General features: G+C 68.7%; 44 protein-coding genes, 1 tRNA gene and 2 pseudogenes. 2 read left to right on the forward strand and 45 right to left on the reverse strand.

Features of this window, described 5'->3' with window-relative positions; genetic code table 11:
- Nucleotides 1-6: 6 nt before the first annotated feature.
- The 42 genes and pseudogenes from BMZ18_RS16620 to BMZ18_RS16805 all read right to left on the reverse strand — a co-directional run bounded on the left by BMZ18_RS16620 (nucleotide 7) and on the right by BMZ18_RS16805 (nucleotide 22,834).
- Nucleotides 7-291, reverse strand: coding sequence for a hypothetical protein (locus tag BMZ18_RS16620; protein ID WP_068361738.1), 285 nt, complete (start codon nucleotides 289-291; stop codon nucleotides 7-9).
- Between the two features lie 62 nt (nucleotides 292-353).
- Nucleotides 354-704 (reverse strand): hypothetical protein, encoded by a 351-nt coding sequence (locus tag BMZ18_RS16625; RefSeq protein ID WP_068361735.1) that lies wholly within the window; start codon nucleotides 702-704, stop codon nucleotides 354-356.
- A gap of 105 nt (nucleotides 705-809) precedes the next feature.
- Nucleotides 810-1,382, reverse strand: coding sequence for a phage tail tube protein (locus BMZ18_RS16630; RefSeq protein ID WP_068361731.1), 573 nt, complete (start codon nucleotides 1,380-1,382; stop codon nucleotides 810-812).
- Nucleotides 1,383-1,473: 91 nt separating this feature from the next.
- Complete coding sequence (locus tag BMZ18_RS16635) at nucleotides 1,474-1,872, reverse strand: hypothetical protein (protein WP_068361728.1); 399 nt, start codon at nucleotides 1,870-1,872, stop codon at nucleotides 1,474-1,476.
- A gap of 3 nt (nucleotides 1,873-1,875) precedes the next feature.
- A complete protein-coding gene (locus tag BMZ18_RS16640) occupies nucleotides 1,876-2,193 on the reverse strand; it encodes a hypothetical protein (protein WP_074922315.1) in 318 nt (105 codons plus the stop codon).
- Between the two features lie 18 nt (nucleotides 2,194-2,211).
- On the reverse strand, nucleotides 2,212-2,478 hold the full coding sequence (locus BMZ18_RS16645) for a hypothetical protein (RefSeq protein WP_074922317.1): 267 nt from the start codon (nucleotides 2,476-2,478) through the stop codon (nucleotides 2,212-2,214).
- Between the two features lie 5 nt (nucleotides 2,479-2,483).
- The gene (locus BMZ18_RS16650; protein ID WP_068361719.1) at nucleotides 2,484-2,843 is read right to left on the reverse strand and encodes a hypothetical protein; all 360 of its coding nucleotides are present in this window, start codon (nucleotides 2,841-2,843) and stop codon (nucleotides 2,484-2,486) included.
- Complete coding sequence (locus BMZ18_RS16655) at nucleotides 2,840-3,250, reverse strand: hypothetical protein (protein ID WP_068361716.1); 411 nt, start codon at nucleotides 3,248-3,250, stop codon at nucleotides 2,840-2,842. The genes BMZ18_RS16650 and BMZ18_RS16655 overlap by 4 nt, the downstream gene beginning before the upstream one ends.
- 23 nt (nucleotides 3,251-3,273) lie before the next feature.
- Nucleotides 3,274-3,954: a hypothetical protein gene (locus BMZ18_RS19800; protein WP_156511603.1), complete on the reverse strand. Its 681-nt coding sequence runs from the start codon at nucleotides 3,952-3,954 to the stop codon at nucleotides 3,274-3,276.
- Complete coding sequence (locus BMZ18_RS16665; protein WP_068361710.1) at nucleotides 3,951-4,883, reverse strand: phage major capsid protein; 933 nt, start codon at nucleotides 4,881-4,883, stop codon at nucleotides 3,951-3,953. The genes BMZ18_RS19800 and BMZ18_RS16665 overlap by 4 nt, the downstream gene beginning before the upstream one ends.
- 37 nt (nucleotides 4,884-4,920) lie before the next feature.
- The gene (locus BMZ18_RS16670) at nucleotides 4,921-5,364 is read right to left on the reverse strand and encodes a hypothetical protein (protein ID WP_068361707.1); all 444 of its coding nucleotides are present in this window, start codon (nucleotides 5,362-5,364) and stop codon (nucleotides 4,921-4,923) included.
- The gene (locus BMZ18_RS16675; protein WP_068361704.1) at nucleotides 5,364-6,623 is read right to left on the reverse strand and encodes a head maturation protease, ClpP-related; all 1,260 of its coding nucleotides are present in this window, start codon (nucleotides 6,621-6,623) and stop codon (nucleotides 5,364-5,366) included. The genes BMZ18_RS16670 and BMZ18_RS16675 overlap by 1 nt, the downstream gene beginning before the upstream one ends.
- Nucleotides 6,620-7,984, reverse strand: coding sequence for a phage portal protein family protein (locus tag BMZ18_RS16680; protein ID WP_211267474.1), 1,365 nt, complete (start codon nucleotides 7,982-7,984; stop codon nucleotides 6,620-6,622). The genes BMZ18_RS16675 and BMZ18_RS16680 overlap by 4 nt, the downstream gene beginning before the upstream one ends.
- 14 nt (nucleotides 7,985-7,998) lie before the next feature.
- Entirely contained in the window at nucleotides 7,999-9,516 is a 1,518-nt protein-coding gene (locus BMZ18_RS16685; RefSeq protein WP_068361698.1) for a terminase large subunit domain-containing protein, read from the reverse strand.
- Nucleotides 9,464-9,907 carry a hypothetical protein gene (locus BMZ18_RS16690; protein ID WP_068361695.1) on the reverse strand — a complete coding sequence of 148 codons (444 nt, stop codon included), beginning with the start codon at nucleotides 9,905-9,907 and terminating at the stop codon, nucleotides 9,464-9,466. The genes BMZ18_RS16685 and BMZ18_RS16690 overlap by 53 nt, the downstream gene beginning before the upstream one ends.
- A complete protein-coding gene (locus BMZ18_RS16695) occupies nucleotides 9,885-10,739 on the reverse strand; it encodes a terminase large subunit domain-containing protein (RefSeq protein WP_068361692.1) in 855 nt (284 codons plus the stop codon). The genes BMZ18_RS16690 and BMZ18_RS16695 overlap by 23 nt, the downstream gene beginning before the upstream one ends.
- A gap of 284 nt (nucleotides 10,740-11,023) precedes the next feature.
- Nucleotides 11,024-11,335 carry a hypothetical protein gene (locus BMZ18_RS19460; RefSeq protein WP_139204013.1) on the reverse strand — a complete coding sequence of 104 codons (312 nt, stop codon included), beginning with the start codon at nucleotides 11,333-11,335 and terminating at the stop codon, nucleotides 11,024-11,026.
- A gap of 103 nt (nucleotides 11,336-11,438) precedes the next feature.
- A complete protein-coding gene (locus BMZ18_RS16705) occupies nucleotides 11,439-11,684 on the reverse strand; it encodes a hypothetical protein (RefSeq protein WP_170851505.1) in 246 nt (81 codons plus the stop codon).
- Nucleotides 11,685-11,689: 5 nt separating this feature from the next.
- On the reverse strand, nucleotides 11,690-12,400 hold the full coding sequence (locus tag BMZ18_RS19805) for a hypothetical protein (RefSeq protein ID WP_074922318.1): 711 nt from the start codon (nucleotides 12,398-12,400) through the stop codon (nucleotides 11,690-11,692).
- Nucleotides 12,397-12,783: a hypothetical protein gene (locus BMZ18_RS16715; RefSeq protein ID WP_068361680.1), complete on the reverse strand. Its 387-nt coding sequence runs from the start codon at nucleotides 12,781-12,783 to the stop codon at nucleotides 12,397-12,399. The genes BMZ18_RS19805 and BMZ18_RS16715 overlap by 4 nt, the downstream gene beginning before the upstream one ends.
- 1 nt (nucleotide 12,784) lies before the next feature.
- Nucleotides 12,785-13,915 (reverse strand): hypothetical protein, encoded by a 1,131-nt coding sequence (locus BMZ18_RS16720; protein ID WP_068361677.1) that lies wholly within the window; start codon nucleotides 13,913-13,915, stop codon nucleotides 12,785-12,787.
- Between the two features lie 125 nt (nucleotides 13,916-14,040).
- Complete coding sequence (locus BMZ18_RS16725; protein ID WP_139204015.1) at nucleotides 14,041-14,466, reverse strand: hypothetical protein; 426 nt, start codon at nucleotides 14,464-14,466, stop codon at nucleotides 14,041-14,043.
- Complete coding sequence (locus BMZ18_RS19470) at nucleotides 14,463-14,933, reverse strand: hypothetical protein (RefSeq protein WP_139204016.1); 471 nt, start codon at nucleotides 14,931-14,933, stop codon at nucleotides 14,463-14,465. The genes BMZ18_RS16725 and BMZ18_RS19470 overlap by 4 nt, the downstream gene beginning before the upstream one ends.
- Nucleotides 14,930-15,391: a hypothetical protein gene (locus tag BMZ18_RS16735; RefSeq protein WP_068361672.1), complete on the reverse strand. Its 462-nt coding sequence runs from the start codon at nucleotides 15,389-15,391 to the stop codon at nucleotides 14,930-14,932. Before BMZ18_RS16735 ends, BMZ18_RS19470 begins: the two co-directional genes overlap by 4 nt.
- An 11-nt stretch (nucleotides 15,392-15,402) precedes the next feature.
- Nucleotides 15,403-15,648 (reverse strand): hypothetical protein, encoded by a 246-nt coding sequence (locus BMZ18_RS19475; protein ID WP_139204017.1) that lies wholly within the window; start codon nucleotides 15,646-15,648, stop codon nucleotides 15,403-15,405.
- A 94-nt stretch (nucleotides 15,649-15,742) separates the two neighbouring features.
- Nucleotides 15,743-15,910, reverse strand: coding sequence for a hypothetical protein (locus tag BMZ18_RS19810; RefSeq protein WP_156511600.1), 168 nt, complete (start codon nucleotides 15,908-15,910; stop codon nucleotides 15,743-15,745).
- The gene (locus tag BMZ18_RS16740; protein ID WP_068361670.1) at nucleotides 15,910-16,161 is read right to left on the reverse strand and encodes a hypothetical protein; all 252 of its coding nucleotides are present in this window, start codon (nucleotides 16,159-16,161) and stop codon (nucleotides 15,910-15,912) included. Before BMZ18_RS16740 ends, BMZ18_RS19810 begins: the two co-directional genes overlap by 1 nt.
- Nucleotides 16,158-16,910 carry an alpha/beta fold hydrolase gene (locus BMZ18_RS16745; RefSeq protein WP_068361667.1) on the reverse strand — a complete coding sequence of 251 codons (753 nt, stop codon included), beginning with the start codon at nucleotides 16,908-16,910 and terminating at the stop codon, nucleotides 16,158-16,160. The genes BMZ18_RS16740 and BMZ18_RS16745 overlap by 4 nt, the downstream gene beginning before the upstream one ends.
- A 90-nt stretch (nucleotides 16,911-17,000) precedes the next feature.
- A pseudogene (locus tag BMZ18_RS20360) lies at nucleotides 17,001-17,096 on the reverse strand (hypothetical protein); the annotation flags it as partial.
- On the reverse strand, nucleotides 17,093-17,629 hold the full coding sequence (locus BMZ18_RS16750) for a hypothetical protein (protein WP_068361664.1): 537 nt from the start codon (nucleotides 17,627-17,629) through the stop codon (nucleotides 17,093-17,095). The gene BMZ18_RS16750 and the pseudogene BMZ18_RS20360, both read right to left, overlap by 4 nt.
- Nucleotides 17,626-18,204 (reverse strand): 3'-5' exonuclease, encoded by a 579-nt coding sequence (locus BMZ18_RS16755; protein ID WP_068361661.1) that lies wholly within the window; start codon nucleotides 18,202-18,204, stop codon nucleotides 17,626-17,628. The genes BMZ18_RS16750 and BMZ18_RS16755 overlap by 4 nt, the downstream gene beginning before the upstream one ends.
- Nucleotides 18,204-18,380 (reverse strand): hypothetical protein, encoded by a 177-nt coding sequence (locus tag BMZ18_RS19815; protein ID WP_169817709.1) that lies wholly within the window; start codon nucleotides 18,378-18,380, stop codon nucleotides 18,204-18,206. The genes BMZ18_RS16755 and BMZ18_RS19815 overlap by 1 nt, the downstream gene beginning before the upstream one ends.
- Complete coding sequence (locus BMZ18_RS16760) at nucleotides 18,377-18,742, reverse strand: hypothetical protein (RefSeq protein WP_068361658.1); 366 nt, start codon at nucleotides 18,740-18,742, stop codon at nucleotides 18,377-18,379. Before BMZ18_RS16760 ends, BMZ18_RS19815 begins: the two co-directional genes overlap by 4 nt.
- Nucleotides 18,732-19,082, reverse strand: a complete 351-nt coding sequence (locus BMZ18_RS16765) for a hypothetical protein (protein WP_068361655.1) — start codon at nucleotides 19,080-19,082, stop codon at nucleotides 18,732-18,734. Before BMZ18_RS16765 ends, BMZ18_RS16760 begins: the two co-directional genes overlap by 11 nt.
- 193 nt (nucleotides 19,083-19,275) lie before the next feature.
- Nucleotides 19,276-19,437, reverse strand: a complete 162-nt coding sequence (locus tag BMZ18_RS19820; protein WP_156511599.1) for a hypothetical protein — start codon at nucleotides 19,435-19,437, stop codon at nucleotides 19,276-19,278.
- Nucleotides 19,437-19,760: a hypothetical protein gene (locus BMZ18_RS16775; RefSeq protein ID WP_068361649.1), complete on the reverse strand. Its 324-nt coding sequence runs from the start codon at nucleotides 19,758-19,760 to the stop codon at nucleotides 19,437-19,439. The genes BMZ18_RS19820 and BMZ18_RS16775 overlap by 1 nt, the downstream gene beginning before the upstream one ends.
- Nucleotides 19,757-21,327, reverse strand: a pseudogene (locus tag BMZ18_RS20345) (DNA cytosine methyltransferase). Before BMZ18_RS20345 ends, BMZ18_RS16775 begins: the two are co-directional and overlap by 4 nt.
- A 94-nt stretch (nucleotides 21,328-21,421) precedes the next feature.
- Nucleotides 21,422-21,670, reverse strand: a complete 249-nt coding sequence (locus BMZ18_RS16785; protein ID WP_068361647.1) for a hypothetical protein — start codon at nucleotides 21,668-21,670, stop codon at nucleotides 21,422-21,424.
- Nucleotides 21,667-22,062, reverse strand: a complete 396-nt coding sequence (locus BMZ18_RS16790; protein WP_068361644.1) for a hypothetical protein — start codon at nucleotides 22,060-22,062, stop codon at nucleotides 21,667-21,669. Before BMZ18_RS16790 ends, BMZ18_RS16785 begins: the two co-directional genes overlap by 4 nt.
- On the reverse strand, nucleotides 22,059-22,397 hold the full coding sequence (locus tag BMZ18_RS16795) for a hypothetical protein (protein WP_068361640.1): 339 nt from the start codon (nucleotides 22,395-22,397) through the stop codon (nucleotides 22,059-22,061). Before BMZ18_RS16795 ends, BMZ18_RS16790 begins: the two co-directional genes overlap by 4 nt.
- On the reverse strand, nucleotides 22,394-22,576 hold the full coding sequence (locus BMZ18_RS16800) for a hypothetical protein (protein ID WP_074922323.1): 183 nt from the start codon (nucleotides 22,574-22,576) through the stop codon (nucleotides 22,394-22,396). Before BMZ18_RS16800 ends, BMZ18_RS16795 begins: the two co-directional genes overlap by 4 nt.
- A gap of 63 nt (nucleotides 22,577-22,639) precedes the next feature.
- Nucleotides 22,640-22,834, reverse strand: coding sequence for a helix-turn-helix domain-containing protein (locus BMZ18_RS16805; RefSeq protein ID WP_139204020.1), 195 nt, complete (start codon nucleotides 22,832-22,834; stop codon nucleotides 22,640-22,642).
- Between the two features lie 92 nt (nucleotides 22,835-22,926).
- On the opposite strand from BMZ18_RS16805, the gene BMZ18_RS16810 reads away from it, so the two are divergent.
- A complete protein-coding gene (locus BMZ18_RS16810; RefSeq protein ID WP_074922331.1) occupies nucleotides 22,927-23,253 on the forward strand; it encodes a helix-turn-helix domain-containing protein in 327 nt (108 codons plus the stop codon).
- Here the strand turns inward: BMZ18_RS16810 and BMZ18_RS16815 are convergent.
- Nucleotides 23,215-23,287, reverse strand: a tRNA-Lys gene (locus BMZ18_RS16815). The genes BMZ18_RS16810 and BMZ18_RS16815 overlap by 39 nt on opposite strands.
- A 90-nt stretch (nucleotides 23,288-23,377) precedes the next feature.
- Nucleotides 23,378-23,599, reverse strand: coding sequence for a DUF3618 domain-containing protein (locus BMZ18_RS16820; protein WP_068105176.1), 222 nt, complete (start codon nucleotides 23,597-23,599; stop codon nucleotides 23,378-23,380).
- An 85-nt stretch (nucleotides 23,600-23,684) separates the two neighbouring features.
- On the opposite strand from BMZ18_RS16820, the gene bcp reads away from it, so the two are divergent.
- A complete protein-coding gene (gene bcp, locus BMZ18_RS16825) occupies nucleotides 23,685-24,155 on the forward strand; it encodes a thioredoxin-dependent thiol peroxidase (RefSeq protein ID WP_068361633.1) in 471 nt (156 codons plus the stop codon).
- On the opposite strand, the gene BMZ18_RS16830 is transcribed toward bcp, so the two are convergent.
- A complete protein-coding gene (locus BMZ18_RS16830; RefSeq protein WP_068361630.1) occupies nucleotides 24,133-25,491 on the reverse strand; it encodes a dipeptidase in 1,359 nt (452 codons plus the stop codon). The two genes, bcp and BMZ18_RS16830, sit on opposite strands and share 23 nt — an antisense overlap.
- Nucleotides 25,492-25,509: the final 18 nt, after the last annotated feature.

Raw genomic sequence — 25,509 nt, forward strand, 5'->3', positions numbered from 1 at the left:
CCCTCCCTACGTCGAGGACGGCGGGGCGATCGACCGCAGGTAGTCGACGACGTCCTGCGACGTCGCCTCACCCCGATCACCCACCGTGAGCTTGTCTTTCGACCACGGGAAGGTCTTGAACTTCGGCCACTTCGGGCGTTTGCGCTTCTGCCACACCAGACGGGCATCGAGGTGGTCGAGCTTGTGCCAGATGCCCCACAGCAGGGACTCGGTGTTCGTCCACTGCTGCCCGTCGAGGTGGGCCCGGTGCCACGCCCCGCCGGGTGAGAGATGCTCCTTGAGCACCCGCACCTGGCGGAGCGTGACTTCCCCGCGCCAGAACGCTCCGATGACGTCGAAGTGGTACTCCGCTATCAGCGCGGCTTCGAGCGCCTCTGCATGCGGTTGGAGTACTTGCCGGACCGTGTAGGACCCAGGTTGTCGCGAGTGTGTTCCTGCCACGCGGTCAGGGCCTTGTCGATCTGGGTGGTGCCGCCGCCGGCCGCGCGAAACTCGTCGGCCTGGTCACCGAGGTAGAAGTCGATGATGCCGTCGAGGTCGCTCGGCGCGATGTCCTGCAGCTCGAACTTCTCGGTGTCGGTGATCTCGTTCGGGTCCTTGCAGTTCCACGTCTGCCCCTTGAACACGAAGGGGAACGTGTCGGCCGAGCCGAGTTCCTCTTCACGCTTGGCGGCGATGGCGTCGAGATCGATCTGGAATGCCATGGTGGGTCTTCCTTTTCTGTGCACTGGTGGGCCTTGCTCGATGGAATGACGACGGCGCGGGCGAAGGCCCACCACAGACAACCCGCGCCGCCGCCGTCATCGGGATCAGGCGGGCTTGGACCAGCCCTCCTTGAACTTCCGCTTCACGGACCAGCCCTCGGCGCCGGGGTAGGCGGTCACCGTCACCGGGTAGCCGGTCAGCTCGCCCTTCGAGTAGGTCTGCGAGCCGCGCTCGGTGACCTCACCCAGGGGCACCTCGAACCGGCGGGCGTAGACACCGTCGATGATGTCGATGCCGAAGGCGCGCAGGTCCTGGTCCTTGATGTTGCCGTCGACGAACGAGGTGACCTCGTCCGTGGTGGTCATGTCGGCGGCCTTGACCTTGTAGAACAGCGAGATCGAATCGAACGTCGTCGACCAGATCGTCGTCTCCCACGAGATGACGTCGCTGGTCGTCGCGACGCGGATCGGGGAGTTCGACTGCCACGGCACGAACGGCGTGGTGTCGGTCTCGCGGTTCTCGGTGATGCCCTCGTCGGAGATCCAGCCGGCGTCGGCCCACGGGGATGCCCACACCGCCATCGCAGTGGGGAACGTCGATCCCTTCGGTGCGAAGCGGAGTGCGCCAGTGACGCCGATGCGGGCGACGTTGTCGCCGTAGGGGTTCGGAGATGTCATGACAGATGGCCCCTTTCGTGGGCATGACGAGATGCCCTGACCGGCGAAGGCGCAGAGCTGGATTCACGGGATGTGGTGGACGGTCAAAGGGTCACGGCACGCGCGCCGCGGTGAAGCGCACCGTGGAGCCGAACCGCAGCAGCGAGGAGTTGAAGTCCGGCAGCCGGGTCGGGCGGCGCCGCTCGTCGACCGTGACGCCGGGTGAGGACCAGGCGTTGATCACGTCGCGGACCTGCTGGGCGAGGTCGCGGGTGCGGCCGACAGCGTCGGGGACGGTGCTGTCACCGAACACCACGACGTCGACGTCGTACTGCTCGGTGAGCGGTGGCCCGTTGAACGGCTTGTGCAGCGCACCGCCGCCGGGGATCTCCGCCAGCTGCACGATCGGGGCGACGACGTGCTCGGGGAGATCGGTGACGCACCGGACGTCGCCGATCGCCGGCGGCAGCTGCGCGCACAGCAGCGCGAGGACGTCCGGGAACGCCGTCACCGGTCAGGACTTCGACTGGTCCGCGGGCGACCCGACGACCTCGCCGGCGTCCGTGGGGTTCTTCGTCGCGGCCGCGGAGCCGCCGCGGGGTGCGGTGCGCGCGGAGCGGGCGGTCTCCGGAGCGGCCGACTCGGCCTGACCGCTCGCCGCGTCGTCGGCGGGCGCGGTGTCACCCTCGGTCGCGCCGTCCTCGGCGGCGTCGACCGGGACGGCCATGCCGGTCGAGATGTACCGGTCGGCGAGGAAGTCGTCCTCGATCGTCTCGGTCTGGCCGATCTTGCTGTCGTCGCGGTGGATGGACCACTGCACTGTCTTGCTCATGATGGACGCCTTCCGGTGTCAGTTCGCCCGAGCGGCGCGGCCCAGCGCCCGGATGCGGGGGGTGGTTTCGGTGCCGTACTCCTCGTCCCTGCTGGACGAGACGACGTTGGTGTACGCGCGGCCGCCGGGGCGGACGCCGCTGACGACGGTGATGCTTGCGGTGCCGCCCTCGTTCGCGGTTATCGAGCGCGCCGTGGCCGCGACGCGCTGCGCCTTCCGCGCCACGGCGTCCTGCACGGCCCGTGACCGGTTGATCTTCTGAAACGTTCTGTTCGACAGTCGCATTCGACTCATCCCTTCACGAATCGCAGCGTCGCTTCGAGGTGGTGCACACCGTCCGGGCGCATGGGGTGCGGCCAACGCATGACCTCGGAGATCACCTCGAGTTCGCGGCCGGCCCACAGGACGTGGTCGACGGAGTCGAGGTCGAGGTCGATGCCCGGCTGGGTGCGGAGGCGGAAGGTCTCGACGGTGCCGATGCGGTTCTCGCGGTCGCCGACCTCCGTGGAGGACTCGGGCTGCAGCGACACCAGGTCGTCGACCGGCACCGGCTCGACGTCGTCGTACACCAGGCGCTCGTTGCTGTACCGATCCGCGACCCGCTGCGGCTTCTTGATCGCGATGGTCGAGGTGAATCCGAAGCGGCTCACCGTGGCTCGTCCCCGAAGTACCACTGCGGTTCGGACGACGGTCCGACGCCGAACAGCTCCTTCTGGGCGTTCGTGAAGTACATCGTCGCCGACGGGTTGATCAGCTTCGCCGACTCCGCGATGCCGCCGACCGACGTCGAGTACTCGGACTTGTTGTAGACCTCGTACCCGACGGCCAGCGCCGAGATGACCATCTCGATCGAGACGTGCCGCGCGATCAGTTCCTTCTCGTCCTGCGCAGCGAGGTCCGGCGAGTCCGTCATGTCGACGTGCCGACGGATCAGCACCCCGGCCAGTTGCAGGGCTTCCTCGGCCTCGGTGCGCTGCTCGGTGGTGAGAGAACGCCCCGTGAGGCGTTTCCACTTCGGTTCCATCTGCTGGGTCGTGGCGTACGACGTCAGAGACATGGGGGCGTCCTCTCACCGGTCGATCAGGTCAGCAGGTTGATCAATTCCTGCTTGCTCAGCTGCTCCGCCTCGTGCTCCGGGACGCCGCGCTTGATGGCGTACGCGAGCCACGTCTCCTCGTCCGCGACGTTGGCGGGACGCTCCGGAACGTCGTCGCCGCCCTGGTCGGCGCCGTCGGCGGGCGGCGTCGCAGCGTCGTCTCCATCACCGGGGTCGGCTGCGGAGTCCGGCGCCTCGTCGGACTCGGTCAGGCGAGCGATGAGGTCCTTCTTCGTCAGCTTCTCGGCGTCGGCCTCGGACCACCCGCTGGCGACCGCGTAGGCCACCCAGTCGTCCTTGGACGCGGCCTTCGGCGGCTGCACCGCCTCGGCCCGGTCGGACGTCGCTCCGGGTGCGGACACGCCGTCGACGGAGGCTCCGGTCTGCGTCTCGAGCACCTCGCGGCGAATCGAGTCCGGCAGCTGGGCCAGTGCCAGCTCGTACGCGGCGCGGGCGGCCTCGGCCGCCGCCTTCTGACGCGACCCGGGCGGCACGACCGCGCCGGCCGCGACCAGCCGCCGCGCCTCCTCGACGTCCAGCGTGACGATGTCGCCCGCGCGGTACCGACGGAAGTCGAACGGCTCTCCCGGCTTCGACACCTGCTGATCCCAGAGTGCCGCGACCAGCTCGTAGTCACCCGCGGTGACCGTGTTCGGGTCGGTCATGCGGACTGCACCCCCGTGATCCACACCGCGGCCTTCGGCTGGTCGATGCCGATGACGCGCTTGTAGGTGGTGTCCGAGCGCCACGACTCGGTGGGCCCGCCCATCGGGCCGTTGCCCTCGGGGTAGAGCCCGGTCGAGGTGAGCGGGCGGGTGTCGGAGTAGAAGCCCGCGACACCACGCATGAGCACCAGCACGCGGTCCTTCGGCCACGTGCGGCTCGTGAGCGCGTCCATGCCGAGTACCTGCTTCGGCATCTTGCCGGTGTAGCGGAGGTCCTCGGTCGACAGGTCGTCCTTGTAGACCTTGAGGAACTCCTCGTTGTCGAGCAGCAGCGGCTTGATCGAGCCGGGGAAGACGATGGTGTCCGCCTCGAACCCGAGCAGGTCGTCGCCCTGCGAAGCCGCGGGCTTCGCGTCCGCGACCAGCTCCTGCGCGTTGGCGAGGTCGCGACGGATCTTCGCCGTCGAGCCCGTCCAGGCCGCGGTGGCCGCGATGGTCGGGATCGCCGCGTTGCTGAACGCCGCCCGCAGTGCCCGTTCCTGCGCCCGGATGGCGGTGTTGGCGGCCTGCGTGATCTGGATGTTCACGGCGTCGATGTTGTTCTCGTCGCGCATCTCCTGCGAGACGCGGACGCCGAAGCCCTTCTTGTTCGCCACGGCGATGCGCGGCAGGCCGCGCTGGCCGGCGACCACGGGGATCTCACCGAACTCGGCGACGTCTTGCAGGTCACCGTCGAGGTAGAGCGGGGTCTCCTCCTCGTACTGCACGAGGCCGTTGCGGTTCGGTCCGGCGTTGCGCAGCAACGACTCCGACAGAAACGCATTGCTCAGCAGCGAGAGGATGCGAGCGGGGATTGCCATCGGAGCACCGACGAGCTGCGAGACCGTGGTCCGGCCGCCGTCGCCGACGCTCAACACACCTACAGGCATGAGAATTGTCCTTCCGAGATCGAGTGTGTGAGTGCCGTCAGACGGTCCGCATGAGACCGACGGGGTTCGTCGCGACGACGACTCCGCCCGGCTCGGTGCAGGTGCCGACGATGGTGCGGGCGTCCGGGGTGGCGCCCGCGGGGGTGACCGTGCCGTTCGCGGCGGCCACGAGGCGATCGCCGAAATTGGCGTTCGCCGCGAAGGTCACGGGGACCTCGATGCCGCCGTACGCGACCGAGACGAGCGTCGCCAGGGGCGCCGCGTTGAGCTGCGGTCGGCCGTTGACGACGGTCGGCGTGGTCACCAGCGCGTCGGGGCTCTGCCCGTCGACGACGGCCACGCCGAGCACGCGGGTGGACCCAGCAGCAGCGACGCCGACGCGCGAGGCGCTGCGGCCCTCGACGAGCTGGCCGCCGAGGATGGGCTCGGCCGGGGTGAAGGTCTTCGGTCCGGTCTTGGTGACCTGCGGGATGCCGCTCATCAGAAGCTCCAGTTCTTGTACTCGGGGGTGCTGGTGATGTCCGCGAGCTGAGCGGACGCGCCGACCACCTCGGCACCGTGCGCGCCGTCCTGGCCGTGACCGATCTCGCCGACTGGGACCGCGGCGCCGGCGGGCATGGCTTCCAGGACGTCCTTGATGCCGGGGTCCTTGGCGAGCAGATTCTTCCAGTGCTCGACTCGGGCGGCGGGGATCTTGCCGGCGCTGACCGCGTCGTTGACGACGGCGTCGCGCTCGGTGGCGGCCTCGCGGTCCTCGAACGCGGCCAGGCGGGCCATTCCGGCTTCGAGGTTGCGCAGGCGCTCCTCGTCGATGGTGACGACGCCGGGAACGGTCGACGCGGCCGCAGCGGCCGGGGCGGGTTCGGCCTCGGCTGCCGGTTCGGTCGCCTCGGTGGCCGGATCGGTCAGGCGCTCGAGTGCCAGTTCGAGCAGCTGCTCTTCGGTTGCTTCCGGATCGGCGCCGAGCCGCTCGCGGAGGCCTTCGCTCAAGGTGGTCACCTTGGTCTCCTTCTCCTCTTCGGTTCCCTCCACGCGCTCGGCAGAGGTGGTCATCGCCGCGATGCGCGGCGGTTCGGGGGCGGCGCGGCGGCCGGCGAAGTTGAAGATCGACAGGTCGAACCGGTTCTTCGCGTCCTGCGTGGCCGTGCCCTTGTCGATCCGGTCGACGAGACCGGCGTCGAGGGCTTCCTTGTCCGAGTACCAGGTCTCGGTCTTCATCGCGGTGCGCCACTTGGCGACGCCGCCGCCCGCCTTGTCGGCGTACATCGAGGCGATGTTGTCGCTGATCTGATCGAGGCGGGTGGACATCTCGCGCATGTCCTCGGCGTTGCCGACGGAGACGCCCCAGGCGTCGTGGATCATCATCTCGGCGTTGCGGCGGATCACGACGTCGTCGCCGGCCATGGCGATGAAACTCGCTGCGCTGGCGGCGATGCCGTCGATGTAGGTCGTGACCTTGGCCTTGTGCGCGCGCAGGGCGTTCATGATCGCGATGCCGTCGAACACGTCGCCGCCGGGCGAGTTGATTCGGACGTCGATGCGATCGGTGTCGATCTCGCGCAGCTCGTTCACGAAGTCGATCGCGGTGACCGAGTCGTCCCAGAACGACCACCCGATCTCGCCGTAGATCAGGATCTCCGTCGGTCCGTCGGTGGCGGCGTTGTTGATGCGCCACCACGGTTCGCGGGCGGCGTCGGTGTCGCGGAGTGCGGCGCGGACGCGAGCGTCGATGCGGTTCACGATGGGGCTCCTTCGAACAGCGATCCCTGCGCCGGGTCGATCCCCCGTGCGCGGGGACGGCGGGTGGTCGAGGCAGAGTCGGATGCGGTGGTGTCGTCCGTCGACGGCGCCGGTGTGCCCTTCGACGGGAGGCTGTACCGCTCGCGCACCGCTTCCTCGAGCTTGCGGTCCGGGAACAGGATTCCGGCGTCGACGAGCGTCTTGAGCGCCTCGGCGACCGGAGCGTGCTGCGATCCGATCTCGTCGAAGACGAGCAGTGGGGCCTGCTCCGTCGGGCCCCAGTTCCAGTCGACGATGTCCTCGACGACGTGCTGGTTCGCGATGTCGCGGATGGTCTCGGCGACCGTCTGCAGGGTCATGATGAAGAAGTTCGCGAACTCGGTGCCCAGCGCCCACGACCCGGTCTGCTGGCCGAGGTTCAGGAAGTGCGTCAGCGCGGCGCGGCCGATCTGCTCGTCGTGGTACTTGATGCCGGGCAGCGCGTCGGGCAGGTTGCCGTCGACGCCCTGGAACTTGAGAGTCGCTCCGTACGGCAGTCCGGCGCCGGCGTACCGGCCTGCGCGGGCCTCCGACGCCATCCGACGCCCCTTCGAGAGGTCGTCCGAGGTGGCTCCTTCGGCGCCGGTGTACACCGGCATGCCGAGACCGTTGCGCTCGACCATGGTCGCGTGGGTTCGCAGCAGGCGATCCTTGAGCATCCAGTGCTTGTAGGCAGGGCGCAGCAACGACCGGCCGGTCCAGACGCCGGGCTCTTGGTCGAAGACGTAGGCCACCAGTCGGGACACCGGGATCGGCTCGTTCTTGAAGATCGACATGGACGCCGGGGGCCGCTGCACGATCGACTCGAGCCCACCGTCGAGAGCGACGTTGATTCGCTCGATGGTGTTCTGCTTGCGCGCCGCCAGCTTGCGCAGGTGGAACAGTCCGGTCTCTTCGTCGAGCTGCGCGACCTGCTCGAAGAATGCGTGTCCGTACTTGAACATCTCCATGGCCTGTTGCAGGTGCGCCGTCCACGAGAACCGGCCGCGGGTGCGGGCCAGGGGTGTCTCGTCCGACGGCTCGCCCTCGACGGGCAGCCCGAGATCGGCCGCGATGTGCCGGTACACCTCGGGGCGTGCCCCGTTCGGCCGGACCCGCCAGATCGTGCGCTGGATCGGCAACTGCACCGCGCGGAGCATCGAGGTGACCTGGGCGTCCTCGCGGCACATCTTCGCGTAGGTCTCGATGGACGCCGGCCACTGCAGCTCCGGCGTCGTCTCGGCCTCGTCGACCATCCAGTTCCAGCTGTTACCGCTCCCGTTGACGTATCCCGACTCGAACTCGGGCGCGGTGCTGGGCTTGGTCGGGTCGGTCGTGGCCACGAGCACCTCCTTCGTCAGAATCCGGCGGACAGCATGTCGTCGACGAGGTCACTGGCCGAGGTGGTCTCGGCCGTGTCGAAGTCGGGCGAGGCCGGCGGTGGGTTGTCGGTGATGGTGGAGAGCAGGCCGTGGCGGGCGAGGGTGACTGCCACCAGGGGAGAGATGATCGAGTCGCCTTTTCGGTCGAATCCCCAGCCGTCGCCGATGCGCCGTTTCTTCGCACCCTTGACCGCGTCGATCAGAACGGGATCGCCTGTGTGCGAAACGTCGTCGTCGTCGACCGCGCGCTGCATGCCGACGCACGCCTGCGCCATCGACGCGCCCGTGACGTCCTCGGGCTGGATCTTCTCCTTCATCAGCAGCGGCCGGAGATACGCCGCCGATCCCTTCGAATCGATCACCAGGGCAACGGGATTCCATCGGGCGATGAGAGCGATCAAGTAGGGCACCACCGCGCGCGACGGCTTCTCGTGGTAGCCGACCTCGACGTGCACGCCACCGTCGGTTCGGAGCACCGCGGCAGCGATCGAGCACCACCGAAGCTCCGGGTCCATATCGACCGCGATCGCGATCTGCTGCGTCAGGCCGGGCGCCTTGTCGCTGCGCCGCTGCCACGTCTCCGGGTCGATCGGGGGGACCTTCTCGCTGTCCTCCGTAGGCCAGAACCCGATGCCGAGTCGCTCGACGAGGTACATCCGGCTCGGCATCGACCGGCGTTCCTTGGCGATGTGCGACAGGGTCAGTCGGTACCCGATGCCGGGGTTCGCCGCCATGATCTGGCGCGGGTCGGCCGGGTCGATGATCAGCGAGTCGTCGTCGCGGCGGGTGTCGTCGGCCGAGTGCTCGATGTACGCCAGCGACGGGTCACCACCCGCGACACCACGATTGCGGATGCGCGTGAACGTCATGCCGTGTTCGTGGATCTCTTCGTCGACCGCGGAGCCGAGGTACCAGAGCTGGGCGTTCGGGCGCGCGGACATCGTGGGGAGCAGCGCGCCGACCGACTCTTCGGGCAGGATCATGGCCTCGTCGAGGATGACCGTGTCACCGGAGAAGCCTCGGCCGCCGGAACGGGTGCGCGCACGGAATCGGATGCGGTTGCCGTTCTTCAGCTCGATGCCCTCTTTGCCGTGGGCCTCGTTGATCTTCTTGACCTGTCGGTCGAGATCGGGCGTGTTCTCGATCCAGAACCGCAGCCGCCGAAAAGCCTCGAGCGAGGTGTCGAACTGGTGGGCCGAATGAATGATCAGCCGCTCGCCGAACAGGAAGATGCCGGCCAGCTCGCGCGCCTCGATGATGGCGCCCTTGCCGTTCTGGCGGGATACGAGCACGCCCACCTCGAACGACGACCACTTCCCGTCCGGCTTCTCGCGCAGCGCGACGTCGAGGATGTTGCGCTGCCACGGGTCGAGGTGCAGGCCGGCGGACGCCGCGAGGTCGACCGCGTCCTGTCCGGACGACGAGAGAGCCGCGGGTGCGCTACAGATCCGCGGTGTCTGCCAGGCGTCGGTCTCGCCGCTGCTTGATCTCATCGACACCGCCCTGTGGCCGGTCACCGCCGTCGGCGCCGCGGTACGAGTTGTTTGCGGCCGCGCCGTCGATCGCGGCGACGTTCGTCAGCTGCGCCAAGGTCAGCCGGAACACCGTGACCGTCTGGCGGCGTTCCGCGACGATCGGGTTAATGGTCAGTTTCAGCTCCGCGCCGTCGATCTCGGGAAGCTCGACGGTCGCCCACGCTTCGGACTCGGCGCGGATCAGGCCGTCCATCATCTCGAGCGTGTCGGCCAGTCGAGCCGCCTCGGCGACCAGGACCGCCCGAGCGGCGTCGGTGATCGTGTCGCCGCCGAACGCGGTCCACAGTGCTTCGCCTCGGTCCCCGAGTCCGACGGGCTTGAGCGCGTCAGCGAGCGGGTTCGACGTCATCGAGCAGTCGCCAGTCGCCGATGTTCAGCCGCTCGACGAGGAACACGTTGTCGGGCAGGAACTGCCGCTCGCGCTCGATCATCTCGGGGCGGATGCGATCGGGTACCGCCGGATTTGCCGCGGCAACGGCTTCGTCGCGATCTGCACCCGCCGCCAACCGCGGACCGTCTTCGTCGGTCACGACGAACTGGGCAGCCGACCATTCACACCAGCTCGTCGCATCGGTGCCCCGCAGCGCCAGATGTCGCATCCTGGCGAAGCCCGCCGCCGCGCGCCGCGAGTTCTCGTCGGGGTACGGAGCCGTACCGAGCGCAAGAATCTGGGCGGACTGCCGGGTCGCCGTTGCTACGGTGGCGGCGGCATACGCGGATGCGTCGAACATTGACGCTTCGTCGACGATCAGCAGATCGACCTCGGTTGCTCGTTGTGCGCCGAACCGGGTTCCGAACGTCAGCCGGCCGCCGTTGCGGAACTCGATGCGTGTTCGCCCGAGTGCACTCGTCGTACGGATTATCGAGTCGTCGAGCAATTCGTTGCGCTGCAGCTGCTCTCGCGCGCGGCGGAACGTGTTGCTGGCCAGGGCCTGGCTCGCGACGGAGTAGTGGACGTGACGTCCCTCCACCGCCGCATCGAAGATCGCGCGGGCCACCGCGGCTTCCGTCTTGCCCTGCTGGCGTGGGGTCGACACTCCGGCGAGGTACGCGGTCGACGACACAGCTGTCGCCTGCCAGTAGTCGAGTCCCATCTCCTCCGTCAGAAAACCGCATCTCACCGTGTCCACGGTGTAGTCCTCGGAAACGACGGCGGGCGGGCGCTCGGTGGACGTGGTCATGGTCGGTTCCAATCTGCGGCGTGGTGGGCGGCGCTGTACAGGCTGGGTCTATCGGTCACTGGGGTCGAGACGCAGGACGTGGACGAGCCAGTAGACGAAGGCGAAGATCAGTCGATCGATCATGGGGTCGCCTCCACGTTTGCGCTGCTCAGGACGTCATTCGTTCCGGCCCTGGGGAGAGAAAGACAGATCGGAGGTGGGAGAGTCAGGCCCCCCACCCCTCGGATTTTAGGCCGCTGACCTGCGGTTATGCCGTTGCAAGCCTCTGACCTGCGGTTATGCAGTCAGGCCCACTGCAGCAGCGTCCACTGACCCCGGTCCGCCCGCGCCGCCCTCACCGCCGGCGTCGGCGTCGTGCCGTCCTTGCGCGACCGGTTACACGAAGCGTGCAGTAGACGGTTCGCGCGGCGGCCACCGTGATGACGGGCCAGCTCATGGTCGGCATCGAGCGGCTGCGTGGCCTTGAACATCGGCTTGCCGCAATGCCCGCACGGTGTTCCCTCGACGTGCTGTGACAGGAGCTGCTTGCGGACCTGCTGGTGGTCCCAGCCCAGTCCCTTCTGCGACGTCGTCTTGCCTCTGCGCTGTGCAGCCATGGCCACTCACCACCTCGGACATGCGAGTGGCCCGCACCCTGACTTGGGTACGGGCCATCGCCGTGGTCACATCATGCCTGTGGATAACCACATCCGCAACAGGTCACGACGTCGGCGTGTCGGCGACGTTGCTGGCGGCCGTTCGATCCGCGACGCGCCTGACTTCGATCCATGTGATCGAGTGCCCCTCGTCATCGTCAGGGTTTCCACTTACGGTCACATCGGTCCATTCGTCCATACCCGTGCACCGTTCGACCAGGGCACGCAAGTCGCCCAGCTTGATGGTGGTCCGACCCACGCACAACACCGACGTTGTCTCGGTAACTGTCACACTGATGTCCGACTCCATGGTGCTCACACTGCCTCTCGTGTTCGGTTGCTGGGGATCTGGATGAGTTGCTCTGCGAGCCAGTTCCACTCGCGCTGCACCCACGCCGGGTGGCCGCGCCACTGCTGGCCGCACGCGGCCGACGGTGGCCGGCAGTTCACGCCGAAGCAGAAGATCAGCGGCTCGTCGTCCTTGTCGTCGGGGTCCGGGTACCGGATCTGCAGGGTCCGCTCCCCCAGCCCTGTCGCCGTGCGGCCCTGGCACCACGGGCACACCCCGTTCAGGACCTGCCCCGAGCGGACATCGCCGAGCAGCCGCGCCGTCGCCGAGACGATCGGGTGGATCATGGCGTCCACCCACGGGATCGTCTTGTCGTCGCGGTCGTGCGCCTGCGACACCCACGTCGCGATGACGTGCAGCCACGGGCGCGGGTCCTTCGATGCCGCGTTCAGCGGAAGGAACTGGGCACCGAGGTCCGCGACGTCGACGACGGTGCGGGCGACGTCGTCGGCGATGCGGGCGTAGTCGGCGAGCAGGTCGAGCACGAAGACGGTGGCCGGCGCGGCGCGCGGGACGCCCTTCTTGCCGAGGCGGTCGGCCGCTTCCGGGGTGAGTTCGCCGACCTGCGGGGTCTCCACCCAGGAGCGGGCGGTGCCGGGCAGCTTGCAGTTGACGACGTGCGGCCACGACTCCTCGAGGTATGCGAGGTCGCGGTGCACCTGGACGGTCCTGCTCACGCGAGTCTCCTCTCGGCGGCGGGCATCTTCGCCGCGCGGTGTCGGTAGAGCATCTGCTGGTAGAGCGCCTCGCCCTGTCGGACGCGGTCGGTGCGGCCGCCCTTCTTGTAGCGGGCGTGGGCCCACTTCAGGTCTGCGATGGACCAGGCGAGCTGCGGCGGGCGGGCGGCGGACGGTTCGGCGAGGCTGGCCACCGACAGGGCGAGGGCGCTGAGGTGGGTCCAGGACATGCCTCGGGTGATCCGCTCGACCGCGGCGACGTCGGCCGAGTGGACGGCGTCGACGAAGGGCTGGGCGATGGTGTCGATGCGGTCGATGGTGTCGGCGTCGAGTCGCCCGCCGGGGCAGTCGTCCCACACCTGGTCGATCTTCTTGGTGGGCAAGTCATTCTCCGATCGGAGGGGTGGTGGTTCTGGTGTGCCTTCGGGACCTGCGTTTGCGACGGGACCGAGGTGAGTTGGCAACGGGGACAGGTGGGTTCGTCGTGTCACCTTGGGCGGGTGGGCGACCGACCCGACCCGACCCGACCCGGCCCGGCCCGTCCCGACCGGTGCCGACAAGGTCCGTACCCTCACGTCTTGTCGGATGTTGCTGATTCTTGACAAGAGCGCCGTCGGTGCTGGTAGACCCGCGTTTCTGGCGTTCGCCGACTGGGTGTCGGTTCGCGGTGTCGACGGGGGCGTTCACCGACTGGGTGTCGGTTCGCGGTGCAGGAGCGCCGCCGCTGGCGGTCTTCGGGGCGTTCACCGACTGGGTGTCGGCTCGCTCTCCTGCGGCCGAACTCGCCGCCGTGGTGGCGGGGCTCAGGCCGGTCGACGTGGTGGCGCTGCCGGTGGTGGCGGCGCCGGGTGCGGGGTCTCCGGGGCGGACGTTGCTGCGGCTGCGTGCTGGTGGCTCGTAGCCGTTGCTCTGTGCCCACTGGTGGTTGGTGATCCACTCGACGGTGTGCTTGGAGAAGTACGGGACGGAGGGTGCGGTGAGCAGGGTGCGTTCGCCGCGGGGTTTGGTGCCGTCGCTGCGTGCGGAGTTGCAGGAGCGGCAGCAGACCACGTAGGTGTCGACCGTGGCGGGCTTGCCCGGTTCGAGGTGGTCGTACGTTCCGCCCCAGGCGCCGGTCTTGGCGCCCCAGTTGACGACTCGGCCGCAGTAGCGGCAGGCGTCGCCGTCGCGCATCCGCACGGGGATGATCAGCGCGGGGTTCGAGTTGTCGGAGCGTCGTTGGCGTTCGAACTCGACTTCTTCCCTCAGTCGGAGGTGCAGGAAGTCGTGGTCGGTGTCGACGAGCTTGTATCCGACGCGGCCGTCGATGTCGACGGTCGTCATGTAGCCCGCGAAGATCGCTACAGCCACGAGCACGTCGACGCGAGACGGACCAGCGATATGTGCCGCTGTGCCGCGGTTGATCACGTAGTCGGTCAGGTGCGCGCCGGCCTGCTGTGCGCAGCGATTCACGAAGCCGTTGACCTCGTTGACGAGTCGGTCGTCGCAGTCCTCGTGCTCCAAGACTGACAGCACAATCGGGTGATTGGCTGCGGTGTCTCCCCATCGAACGAATGGCACGAGGCTGTCCTTGTCTTGGCGCTCAGATCACGGTGATTAAGGGTCTCGGGGTGGCGGCGCGCGCGCCGCTGCGCGGGCCATCAGCAATCCCCCGGGAGGTGGACAGTGCGGATCGGCCGTTCGGCGCCAGACTGCTCGAGCTGGGCGATCTCGACGGGTCGCACGATGCGGGTGGTGAAGCGGGTCAGCTCGAACACCTCGTGGTCGTCGAACCCTTCGGCCCACAGCTGCACCATCTGACCGTCTGCGTCCTCGCGGGTGTCGTGGACGGTCATTGGGTCGCCGACCGCCTGTCTCAGCTCGTCGTCGCCCAGGCCGGCCACCACGTAGCCGACGACCTCGCGGTATGTCTCGTTGCGGCTGCTGACTTGCCCGGTGGCAGCCCGCACGTCGACGTGCTCACGTCCGCATTCGTCGCACTTCCACAGCCGCGGCATCCGCCCCAGCTCACGGACAGGTCCCTCAGCCCCGCTGAAGCTGGTGCACGGCCAATTGCGCGTGGTCACGACGGGTCCTCCACGACGTGCAGGCCCGGCTCGTGACCGATGCACAGGACGGTGCACGGGTCGCCGTGTGGTTCCGCCATGTAGCCGTACGGTTCGATCTGACAGCGGTTCTTTCCGCCGGGCCCGGCATGGTGCCGGTGCTGACCGTTGGCGTACTGCTCGATCTGTTCGCCGCAGTGCTTGCACTTGAGCGCCGAGAAGTCGTGGTCCTCGTGGGTCTCGCACACCTTGTGGTCGTCGACGAGGTACGTGTAGTCGGTCGACTTGCAAACCTCGCAGGGCATCTTCTCGACGCATGTCGGGCAGTAGTCAGGGTTATCGCGGTCGCCGACGATCCAACCGTTGTCGGGAAGGGAGTCAAATGGAGTGCCGGGATCGCCCCACGCGGAGTAGTCGCCGTAGTCCGTCTCGATGTACCCGCAGCCGTCGCACTTCGCCTGGTAGTAGGTGACTTCGTGAACGCTCACGGTTGACCCCCGACGGACTGCACGGCGCAGGCGTTGCACGGACCGCACGTCTCGCAACCGAGTTCATTCGGTGTGGCGCACGGTCCGCCGGGATTCCAGCATTCGACGGTGCCCGAGCCAGCGCACTGCTCACACGCCAACGACGGATTCTGGCCGGCGCGATGGGCCGCAAGCCCGTCGGCGTACACCTGCCGGGCGACGTCCATTGCCACGAGAGGCGGAACGACGCGCCCTTCGAGTGCCATCGTCAATGGATGCGCTGGTGGCAGGGCGATGATGGCCACGTCGGGGAGGTCGGCGATCACAGCGGCCAGGTGTTCCGCGAACCCGTGCCACGTGTGGAACTCGGGCAGCACTCCGTTCTCGATGCAGCCGAGGCACACGCCGTGCAGTGACCCGTCCGCGGCCGTCTTGACGTGCCATGAGTGCGGTTTGAGGGCCTCAGCGACGAGGTCCATGGGTGTGCTCGTCACCGCGGGTCCGCCGATCGCGCGGCTTCGTTGCGTGCCCGGACGGCCGCCATGGCGGCCGATGCCCGGGCAGCGCTGTAGCGCTCGATGGCTTTGACGATTCGGAGCACGCGGATGTGGGCGCGCAGTTCCCATTCCTCGCGGCGGGTGGCGTAGGTGATGGCGATGTTCATGGCGGACCTCCTTGCGAGTTCGGTGGCTTCGGGTGAGGTGTGCGGGTAGCCGAAGGCGTGCGCCCACTTCACGATTGGCGGGTGTCGCGGTAGATCAGCGCGCCGAGGCCGACGCCAACGGCGGCGAGGGTGGCGGTGGCGCCGACGAGGCACCAGCCGAACGCGGTCACTGTGTGCCGCCGTGGGCGGTGGTGGTGGCTTCGACCGATCGGGCGACGAACCCGTGGGTGCTGGGGTCGTGGACGGAGCGGCAGGCGGCTCCGCAGTACCAGCGGCCGGCGTAGGCGTAGAGGGTGTGGTCGGGGTGCTTTGCCCCGCAGACGCAGCACTTCATCACGACTCCCGTGCGGTGATCGTGTACGTGGCCCGCTCACCCGGTCGGTCCGGCGAGCCCGAGCTGAGTTCTACTCGCGAGTCGTCGGCGAGGTCGAGCGAACGGCAGGCCTGGACGACGGCCTCGAGGTCGCCGACCGTGAGCTTGTCGAGCGCCGTGGTCTGAATCGAGCGCAGAATTCTCGGCCTCGCGCGGGTGGATCGCGGGCCCGTGGCGCGAGCATTGGCGCGGGCGTCGTCGCGGTGGCTCATCGCATCTCCTTGTTGAGTTGGGCGCCGAGCTGGGCGAGCATCGGCGGGTAGTGGCGGACGTGCTCGCCGCGTCGGATGTAGCCGTCGAGGTCCCACAGCGCTTCGCTCATGCCGAGGACGTTGGTGGGCTGGAATGCGCGGGTGACGAGCTTGGTGTGGAGTTCTGCGCCCCAGCCGCCGAGGTCGGATAGGGACATGCCGGTGAGTTGGTCGGCCAGGGTGCGCAGCGGGGACAGCAGCGGGCAGCAGCAGATGGCGTCGCCCTGGTGGGCGACCCAGGTGAGCATCCGTGACCCGTCGGGCGTCCAGATGCTCTTGCCGCCGGTGATGCCGGACGAGTTCGGCCGGCGGGTGCCGACGAGCTGGTCCAGGCGGATGGAGGCAGGCATCGCGGGGTCGGCGACGAGGATCGCGCGGGTGACCTTCGCTTGACGTTCGCGGTACGAGAGCATCCGGAGGGCGGTGTTGACGACGGCGGCGCCGGCGCTGAACCCGCCGACGACGAGTGGGCCGCCGTCGTGCTCGCGGATCTCGTCGGCGAGGGTGACGGCGGCGGCGCGGACGCCGTGCGTGTAGGCGCGGCCGGTGGGGCGCGGGACGGGTCCGAACTCGGCGGTCCAGTCGGCTTCGCCGTCGATGAAGAACCGGGTCTTGTCGAGCTGGTCGGTCAGGGCCGACATCATGTTGCGGCGCGGGTCTTCTCCGATACCACGGCGCAGTTTCACAGTGACCTTGGGCAGCGCGCTCATGCTCCCTTCTCGAAGGACGGTGAGCGGATGGTTCGGTGTTGCGTCGATGACCCGCGTTGCGTGATAACCGCGCATGGTCATCGACACCCGGTCTGCGACGTACAGGAATTGGCACGGGTGATCAGGGGCCGCGCCGCAGACCGTGCATGGGATCACCCTGGGGTCGACCGACCGTTCCCCGCTCATGCTCCGACCCCTTCGCGGAGGACGGTGATGGGGACCTGATGCCGAGCGATGTCCTCGGACCTCACGGACTTCGAACCGCCAGCCAGGTACCACGTCGGCAGCGCGTTGGGGAACTGGGTGCGGTGAAAAACATCGCCGCCCCACTCGATGTCCACGTCGGTGGTGATGATCGACCCGACCGGCAACCCGTCCAGGGCTGCGGTCACCGCCTCCACATCCCCCGTAATCACACGAGGGCGCAGACGGCGAACCTCCGCCACGAGAGCCAGCACCTCAGAGTCCCCCGAACGGAAGTGGGTGTACTTCGACCGTCCGTAGTGCTCGGACTGGGCCTTCCACTCTGGGCTACCCAAGCGGGCGAATCCGGCGGCGTAGGGACGCGGGCAGGCATACTCGGTCGCCCGCCCCCCGCCCATTGACGCCACTTCCAGCTCCGCGTGACACACCCGGCAGTCCGGTATCGGGTCCGCGGTGAAGCGACGTTCGATTGCGTCGAGGTCGAGGGCGGTGTCCGCCCCGGTGGTGGTGCTCATCGCGTCACCACAAGGTGCTCGAAGATGCGCTGGGCGAGTTGGGCGTCGGCAAGCGCGGTGTGCAGGTCGGCGTCTTCGTGCTCGATGTCGAGCTTCTCGGCCAGGGCGGCGAGGCCCATGGGGCGGCCGTCGGTGCCCCATCCGACGTGCGGCAGGGCCATCGACTCGACGCAGACGAGGCGGTGGTGCCAGCTGGGGCACAGTCCGTGTCGGCGGAGCATGGCGGCCAGGCCTTCGGTGTCGAAGCTGGGCACTGCGCCGACAATGGTGGCGCCGCGGGTCCACGCTTCGACCTTCTGCGCGACGGTGGCTTCCTGCAGCGACCAGACGCCCGACGGCAGCGGCTCCGGGTTGGGCCCGGTCGTCGGTCGGTGGTTGGGGTGCCGATCGTGGAACCGGCCGAGTTGCAGTGCTTTCAGGTCGGCCTGGGCGAGGTCGACGTCGGCGACGAAGACTGACACGGTGCGCTCGGTCTTCTCGGTCACGCGGATCATGGCGAGTTCCCAGATCCGACGGTCGGGGTGCAGGCCGGTGGTTTCGGTGTCGAGGAACACCAGCGGTGCGGTGGGCGACATCAGCTGGTTCCTCCTTTCGCGTCGGGGGTGTCTGGTAGGTCGAGTTCGAACTGGCCGGCGACTGGGTGGTGGCCGCGGGCGGCGGGGTCGATCCATCGGTGGATCTGGCACTTGCGTTCGGGGTTCTGTGTGGCCCACCAGATGTCGGCGGCCTGCACGTCGGAGAACGAGGTCACCTCGGCCCCTTCGGTTTCGGGGGCAGGTGCAGTCGGACGTGGGCGGGGCGCGGGTTGAACGGCTTCCCGGCCGGGCAGGTCTTGGAGTGGAGCATGAACAACTTCTCCTTGTCGGCGATGGCCGCGGTGAGAGCGTCGCCGGTGAGGACGTCGACGAACACCGTCTTCTCCTTGCGTCGGCGGCGTCCGCCGGTGCTGCGGGCGGGCAGGTGCGTCTCGGTAGGTTCGGAGACGGCGGTGATCATCACGGTGCCCTCGTCGGGGTCAGGGGACGGGTCGACGGCCACGGGGGTGCCGCGCTCGCGGGTGGTGAACCACAGCACCGGCTGGTTGCACTTCTGGCAGGTCGCGCTACCACCCACTGCGGCCTCCTCGGGTGAACGCGGCGCCGCTGATGCGGTCCGCGGTGTCGGTGCAGCCCATGCGCCGCAACAGGTCACAGCACGCGGACAGCACCGCGGCGTACGGGAACAGGGTGGTGGGCATCGAGGCGACACCGACGATGGTGTGACCGTCCGGGAACTCCGCTGTCGCCGACCACAGCTGCGGCATCGGCACCTGCAGGCACAGCGGCACGAGCAGGTTCGGCGCCGCGGTGCTGGTGAAGTCGACGCTGTCGGCGCCGGCGGCGCGGACCGTGTCGTACACCAGAGTCAGCGCGTCGTCGTACGACGACAGGGCGGTTCCCGGAACGGTGGTCATCGGCGGGTGAACCTCCGCTCGAAGTGCTGTGCGGCGTCGGCCCACACCCGCACCTTCGCGGCGGCGGGTTTGCCGGCAGCGGCACGCACGACCCGCTGCGTCGGCTGCGGCAGCCGCGTGATGCACCGGTCGCAGCAGAACAGCGATCGGCGGAGCACGCGGCCGCAGCCGCCCGGGCAGGCCCGACGCCGGGTCACCACACCCACCACCACGGGCGACCGAAGTCGGCCATGCACTGACGGCAGGCCTCTTCCCAGCGGTCGCCGTCGCGTTCGTGCGGGTGCAGCGGGCAGAACCCCACCGGCAGCGGGTTGCCCTCCACGTCCGTGATGCCGGACATCTCCTGAGCGGGCATCAGCGACGCACCTCCACCTTGATCAGCAGGTCCCGGAATCGGTGGAACGGCTTCTCGCACTCGGCGCACTCGGCGCGGCCGCCGGGTGAGCGGTGCTGCATGTCGGTGAACGCCTTGTGCGCGGTGACGACGTGGTCGTGGCAGATACGCACACGCACCCAGGCGTGCTCGGGCTGGTCGAGGATGCAGCCATGGATGTCGGCGACGTGCTCGGCGCGCTTAGTGCACCGCGGTGTGCCCACCGCGCCCTGCGGCAGCTCGCACGTCTGCTCGACCGGGATTACGGGTCCATCCGTCGGGAGGACGATCCGGTTGTCGGTCATGACGCGACTCCCAGCGACTCGGCGACGCACGCGACGAGGTCCCGGGCGGCCGGCGGTGTGACCGCGTTTCCGGCCATGCGGACCTGCTCGCGACGGTTCCCGAGGACGACGTAGTCAGACGGGAAGTCCATGGCCGCGACGATCTCCCGCGGTTCGAGCATCCGGAACCGGACGTCGTCGAGGTCGACGCCGAGGTTCGTCGCGACGCCGTCGGTCTCACGGGTGGTCCGCGTCGGCATGGGCTCGGACGTCGACGTCGCCCGCTCCCGCCATGTCCCACCGCTGGGCGTGACGAGTCCGTGCCGTTGCAGCGTCGTCACCGTCGACAGCGCATCGCTCGCGGGTGTGGTGCTGCCGTTGCCGTAGTACGTCGTCACCAGGCCGTGGTGGTTCCCGGACGCGGTGACCGTCGCGAGCGCTTCCTTCACCGGTCGGGCGACGGACCCGCCCCCGCGCAGCTCGGCGATGAACGCGAGGCCGGTCTCGCTGCGGGTGGTCATCGTGCGCATCGGATCAGCGGCGATGGCGGCCGACTTCCCGTCGCGTCGTTCGACCGGAACGACGAGCGCCTTCGACGACGTCGTGTGCACCGTGCGTAGCGCGTCGTCGATCGGCCAGGCGCGCATGTAGCCGTCCGGCCGCCCGTGCGCCGGGTGACGTGGGTCGGCGGAATCGTAGGTGTTCCCGGCCGCTTCGACGATCAGTGGGGACCAGTACCGCTCGATGCCCGCCCGGATGCGGGCGAGGGTCTTGTCGGCCAGCGGGCGTTGCCGGTCACCGATCCGTTGGCCGGGCAGGTCCCAGTCGATGATGTCCGACGCCGGACGGAAGGCCGGCTCCACCACCGCATTACGGCACTTCACGTTCGGGCAGCGGTACACGTACTGCGCCCGGTACCTCCCCCACGGTGCCCGGTCGGAGCGCTTCCACGACTGCATCGCCCGCACCGGCCCGCACTGAGCACACACCGCCTGCGGGCGCGCGACACGGTGCAGGTCCGGGGCACGGTTCCCGTGCTGCCAGAACACGATGTACATGCGGTCCCGCGACTGCGGCGCCCCGGCCCGTGCACCTGCGCGTGCATGCTGTTGAGGTAGACGACCTCGTGGTGGTAGCCGAGGGAGTCCATCGCCATCAGCCACGCCCGGAACGGGGTCCAGTTCCAGGCGTCGACGACGTTCTCGACGAGGACAGCGCGGTACCGGTGCACCTCGGTGAACCGTACGACGTCCCACATCGTCGCCCGCGACCGTTCGGCGGCGGCGTCGGGCAGCACCTCCCCGAACAGGTCGGGGGTGGAGTCGGCGCGTTTCTTCCCCTTCGCGATGGAGTGATTGGTGCACTCCGGGCTGAACCAGCCGATGTCGGTGGTCGGGAAGTAGCGGGGGTCGATCTGGGAGAGGTCGGCGCAGACGTGGTCCGCATCGGGGTGGTTCTCGTTGTGGGTGTCGACGGCGAGTTTCCAGTGGTTCGACGCGACGCGGACGGTCACGCCGGGAACCTGGGACGCCCCGGTGGACGACCCACCAGCGCCGCAGAACAGGTCTGTGAGGGTCAGCTCGGTCACGACGGCACCCCCGGCACGAGCTGAGCAGCGATGAGCGCGACGGGCAAGAAGCAGGCGAGAGCGAGGTACGCGCGCGCACGGGTGAGCCGGTGTCTCATCGCGCACCGCCCGAAGCCGGCTCGCCGTAGTACAGCCCTGTGGTGTAGTCGAACCCGGCCTCGTTGATCGCGTACATGCGAAGCGCGACGATGGCCATGGTCTCCACCAGCCTGGCGCGCAGTTGTGACGACGGTGCCTTGCTCATCTGGCGGAAGGCCTGCGCCTCAAGACGCTCGACGCGAGCTTCGATGGCCCGGTCGCGCCGATCGACCGGACTCTGCGGGGACACCGCGGCCGCGCTCACTGGGTCTTCGCCATCTCGTCGAGCACCGCGGTGATGCCGTTCCGGTCTTCGGCCAGCTCCTCGATACGGTCGATCAGTCGGTCACGCTCGGCGACCAGCAGAGCGGCGCGCACCTTGTCCGGTGTCTGCCGGCTGGGGTGGCCGAAGTTGGCGGGGTCGACGTCGTTCCGCAGCATCTCCACGACAGAGAGGGCAGTGGCGAGGTCGTCGACGGTGAACGCGGAGGCGAAGTACAGGCTGTCCGGATCGCCGACCCAGTACCGCGCGAGGTCGCGGAGATCGGGCAGGTGGGTGCCGGGGACGCCGTTGGTCCCGACGTACTCCGCGTAAGCGATTCCGGGCGTGACCATCTCGACGATGACGTTGTCCCAGATGTTCCAGTCGGTGCTCATGCGGCACCGCCGGCGGCGAAGAGGACGAGCCCGAAGACGAACCCGAAGAACACGAGCCAGGCGAGCGCCGTGAGGTTGCCGCGGCGCGTGCCGGGCGCGATCGGCGGCAGCTCGGGGATGGGTGTGATCTGCAGGCGGTCGAAGCGCTCGTACGGGTCGACGTCGTGCTCGGTCGGCCACCCTGCTCGGATGAGGTTCGAGAGGTGTTCCCCGTCCGCAACGACCAGCCCGCCGTCGGCCATGGTGCAGGTCCACACCTTCGGGTTGTCCTGCAACCGATGCATCTCCACGACCTCGATCCCGTTGATGCTCAACGGGATTGCACGCGCGCTCACCGCACACGCTCCAACGGTCCGAACCCCGATCGGGCGTTCAGCGCGTTGGCTGCGGCGACGGCCGGCGGCAGGGTGACGGGTGTGCAGTTCGCGCACTCACCACTGTCGAGATCGACCAGCAGGTCGAGTGAACGGCGTGCACAACGCGTGCACTCGATGTAATCGGCTACTCTGGCCATCAGATTTCCTTCCGGGGGATCACCGCCCGTCGCGAGTTGCAGTCGCGGCGGGCGATTTGCGTTTCAGGCGGGGTTGCGCTCCGCGCTCATGGACTCGACGTCACGCTTGTTCACCAGGAACGGAGCCCGGAGACCCTCGTGCACTTTGTTGCCGCGGAGCTGGCCGCGACGGATCATGCGATGAACGGTTCGGACGTCGACACCGAGCGTGCGCGCAGCCTCGGCTGCGGGGATCTGCTCGAGGTCACTTTTTGACACGTGCACAAAGTTAGCCCAGCGCCGAACGATGTGCAAGAAGTCGCCGAACCGTCCTGTTGCCGGCTTTCGGTTCGTGGTCTAACGTTGGGCGCATGACGACGGAGACGACGTGGGCGGTACCGGTGCCGCGGTTCACGGTGCACGACCGGCTCAAGAAGGCGCGGGAGGCCGCAGGCCTCGACCAGCGCGAGCTTGCGGAGCGCATGGGTGTGTCCCGCGGGACGATCAGCAACTACGAGGCAGATTCCGGCAAGTCGTTGCGCAAGATCGTCATCAACGCGTGGGCGCTGGCGACCGGCGTGCCGGTGGAGTGGATCGAGTCCGGAGACGACGGAGGCCCCCGTCCGGATCATGATCCGGACGGGGGCCTCTGCCCTCGGTGCGCCCACAGGGACTCGAACCCCGGACCCAGTGATTAAGAGTCACTTGCTCTACCAACTGAGCTATAGGCGCCGAAGCGGTTGCCCGCTCCGTGGTGCGAGAAAGACACTAACACCTGCCGGCGCGCGGAGTGAAATCGGCGCCCTGATCAGGGGAAACGGGTCAGCTGACGATCTTGCGGACCACGAGGATCGCGACGACCACACCGACTCCGATGAGGGAGAACTTCACGGCCGGCTCGTTGAGGGTGGCGACGGCGCTGCGCTTGGTGTTCTCGGCGAGGCGCTTCGGATCCACCCGCACGCTCAGTTCGTCGAGGGTGGCGGCCAGCTGGTCGCGTGCGGCCTCGATGTCCCGCTCGATGTTGTCGGTGTTGCGTGCCACGTGGCCCTCCACAGGTGATCGTTGCCCGGTCGAACCTCGAGCCTAGAGCACGGCTGCCGCGCCCTTCTCGACTAGGTTTGCCGGTGTGACCGACTCGAGACTCTCCCCCGGTGATCCCGCGCCCGCACTCTCCCTGCCCGACGCCGACGGCACGACGGTGTCGTTGGCGGACTACCGGGGCAAGCGGGTCGTCGTGTACTTCTACCCGGCCGCCGGGACGCCCGGCTGCACCAAGCAGGCCTGCGATTTCCGCGACAGCCTGGCGCAGTTGAACGACGCCGGCCTCGAGGTGCTCGGCGTTTCGCCGGACAAGCCCGCGAAGCTGGCGACGTTCCGGGACGAGGAGGGCCTGACCTTCCCGCTGCTGTCCGACCCGGAGAAGACGACGCTCGAGGCGTGGGGCGCGTTCGGCGAGAAGACCATGTACGGCAAGACCGTTCGCGGCGTCATCCGCTCGACGTTCGTCATCGATCCGGACGGGGCCGTGGAGGTCGCGCAGTACAACGTGCGCGCGACCGGCCACGTCGCCAAGCTCATCCGCGATCTGAAGCTCTGACCACCCGCTCGAGGAACAGCGCTTCCGCGACGGCGAGATTCTCGATCTCCGACGGGTCCACGCTCTCGTTCGGCGCGTGGACGCGGCACAGGGGTTCCTCGACGCCCATGAGCACGATCTCGGCGTCGGGGAGCGCCTCCTGCAGGGCGGTGCACAGCGGAATCGACCCGCCCTGCCCGGCGACGGCCACCTCTCGCCCGTAGACCTCCTGTATGGACTCGGTGAGGGCGGCGTAGGCCGGCCCGTCGGTACGTGCCGCGAACGGCTGCCCGACGGCTTCCTCCGCGACGGTGATTCGTGCGGACCAGGGCACCCGCGCACGCAGGTGCGCGATCAGAGCGTCCCGGACCGCGTCGGCGTCGGCGCCCGGCGGGACGCGCAGGCCCAGCCGCGCCGACGCCCTCGGTACGACGGCCGCCGCACTCCCGACGACGGGCGGGCAGTCCATCCCCATGACCGTCACGGACGGCCGCGCCCACAACCGGTCGGCGATGGACCCGTCGCCGGCGAGCCCGACCCCGTCGAGGACTCCGGCGTCGGCACGGAACCGATCCTCGGGATAGTCGGCGCCGGACCACGTTCCGGACGCGTCGACCCCGTCGATCGTGGTGTTTCCGGCGTCGTCGTGCAGCGTCGCGAGCATGCCGATCAACGCCACCAGGGCATCGGGTGCCGGACCGCCGTACATGCCGGAATGCACAGCGCCGCCGAGGGTCTCGACGTCGACACGCACGATGGCCATGCCGCGCAACGACGTCGTGACCGTCGGCTCGCCCACCGCGACGTTCCCCGCGTCGGCGATCACGACGGCATCGGACGCCACCAGGTCGGGACGCTCGGCCACCAGGTGCTCGAGTCCGCCGGTGCCGGTTTCCTCGGATCCCTCGCACACCACGACGACGCCCACCGGTGACTCCCCCACGGCGCGCAGCGCGGCGAGATGCATCACCAGGTTGCCCTTGCAGTCGGCCGCACCCCGGCCGTACCAGCGACCGTCACGCTCGGTGAGCGTGAACGGGTCACTGGCCCAGGCGGATTCGGGACCGGCGGGTTGCACGTCGTAGTGCGAGTAGAGCAACACCGTGGGGGCGCCCTCGCGCGCGGGCCGACGACCGATCACCGCCAGCGACCCGTCCGACGTCTCGTGCAGGTCGACGTCCGGAATTCCCGCGTCGACCAACGCCCGACGCACCCAGTCGGCGGCATCGCGGTTGTCTCCGGCGACCGAGGCATCGTCGGCCACGGACCGGAACGCGACCAGCGCGGCCAGTTCCTCCCGCACCCGAGGCATGTCGGCGGACACGGACGCGCGGAAGCGGTCGACAGAGGCAGTCATGGCACCCGAGTCTGCCTC

This window comes from Rhodococcoides kroppenstedtii, assembly GCF_900111805.1.
GTDB lineage: Bacteria > Actinomycetota > Actinomycetes > Mycobacteriales > Mycobacteriaceae > Rhodococcoides > Rhodococcoides kroppenstedtii.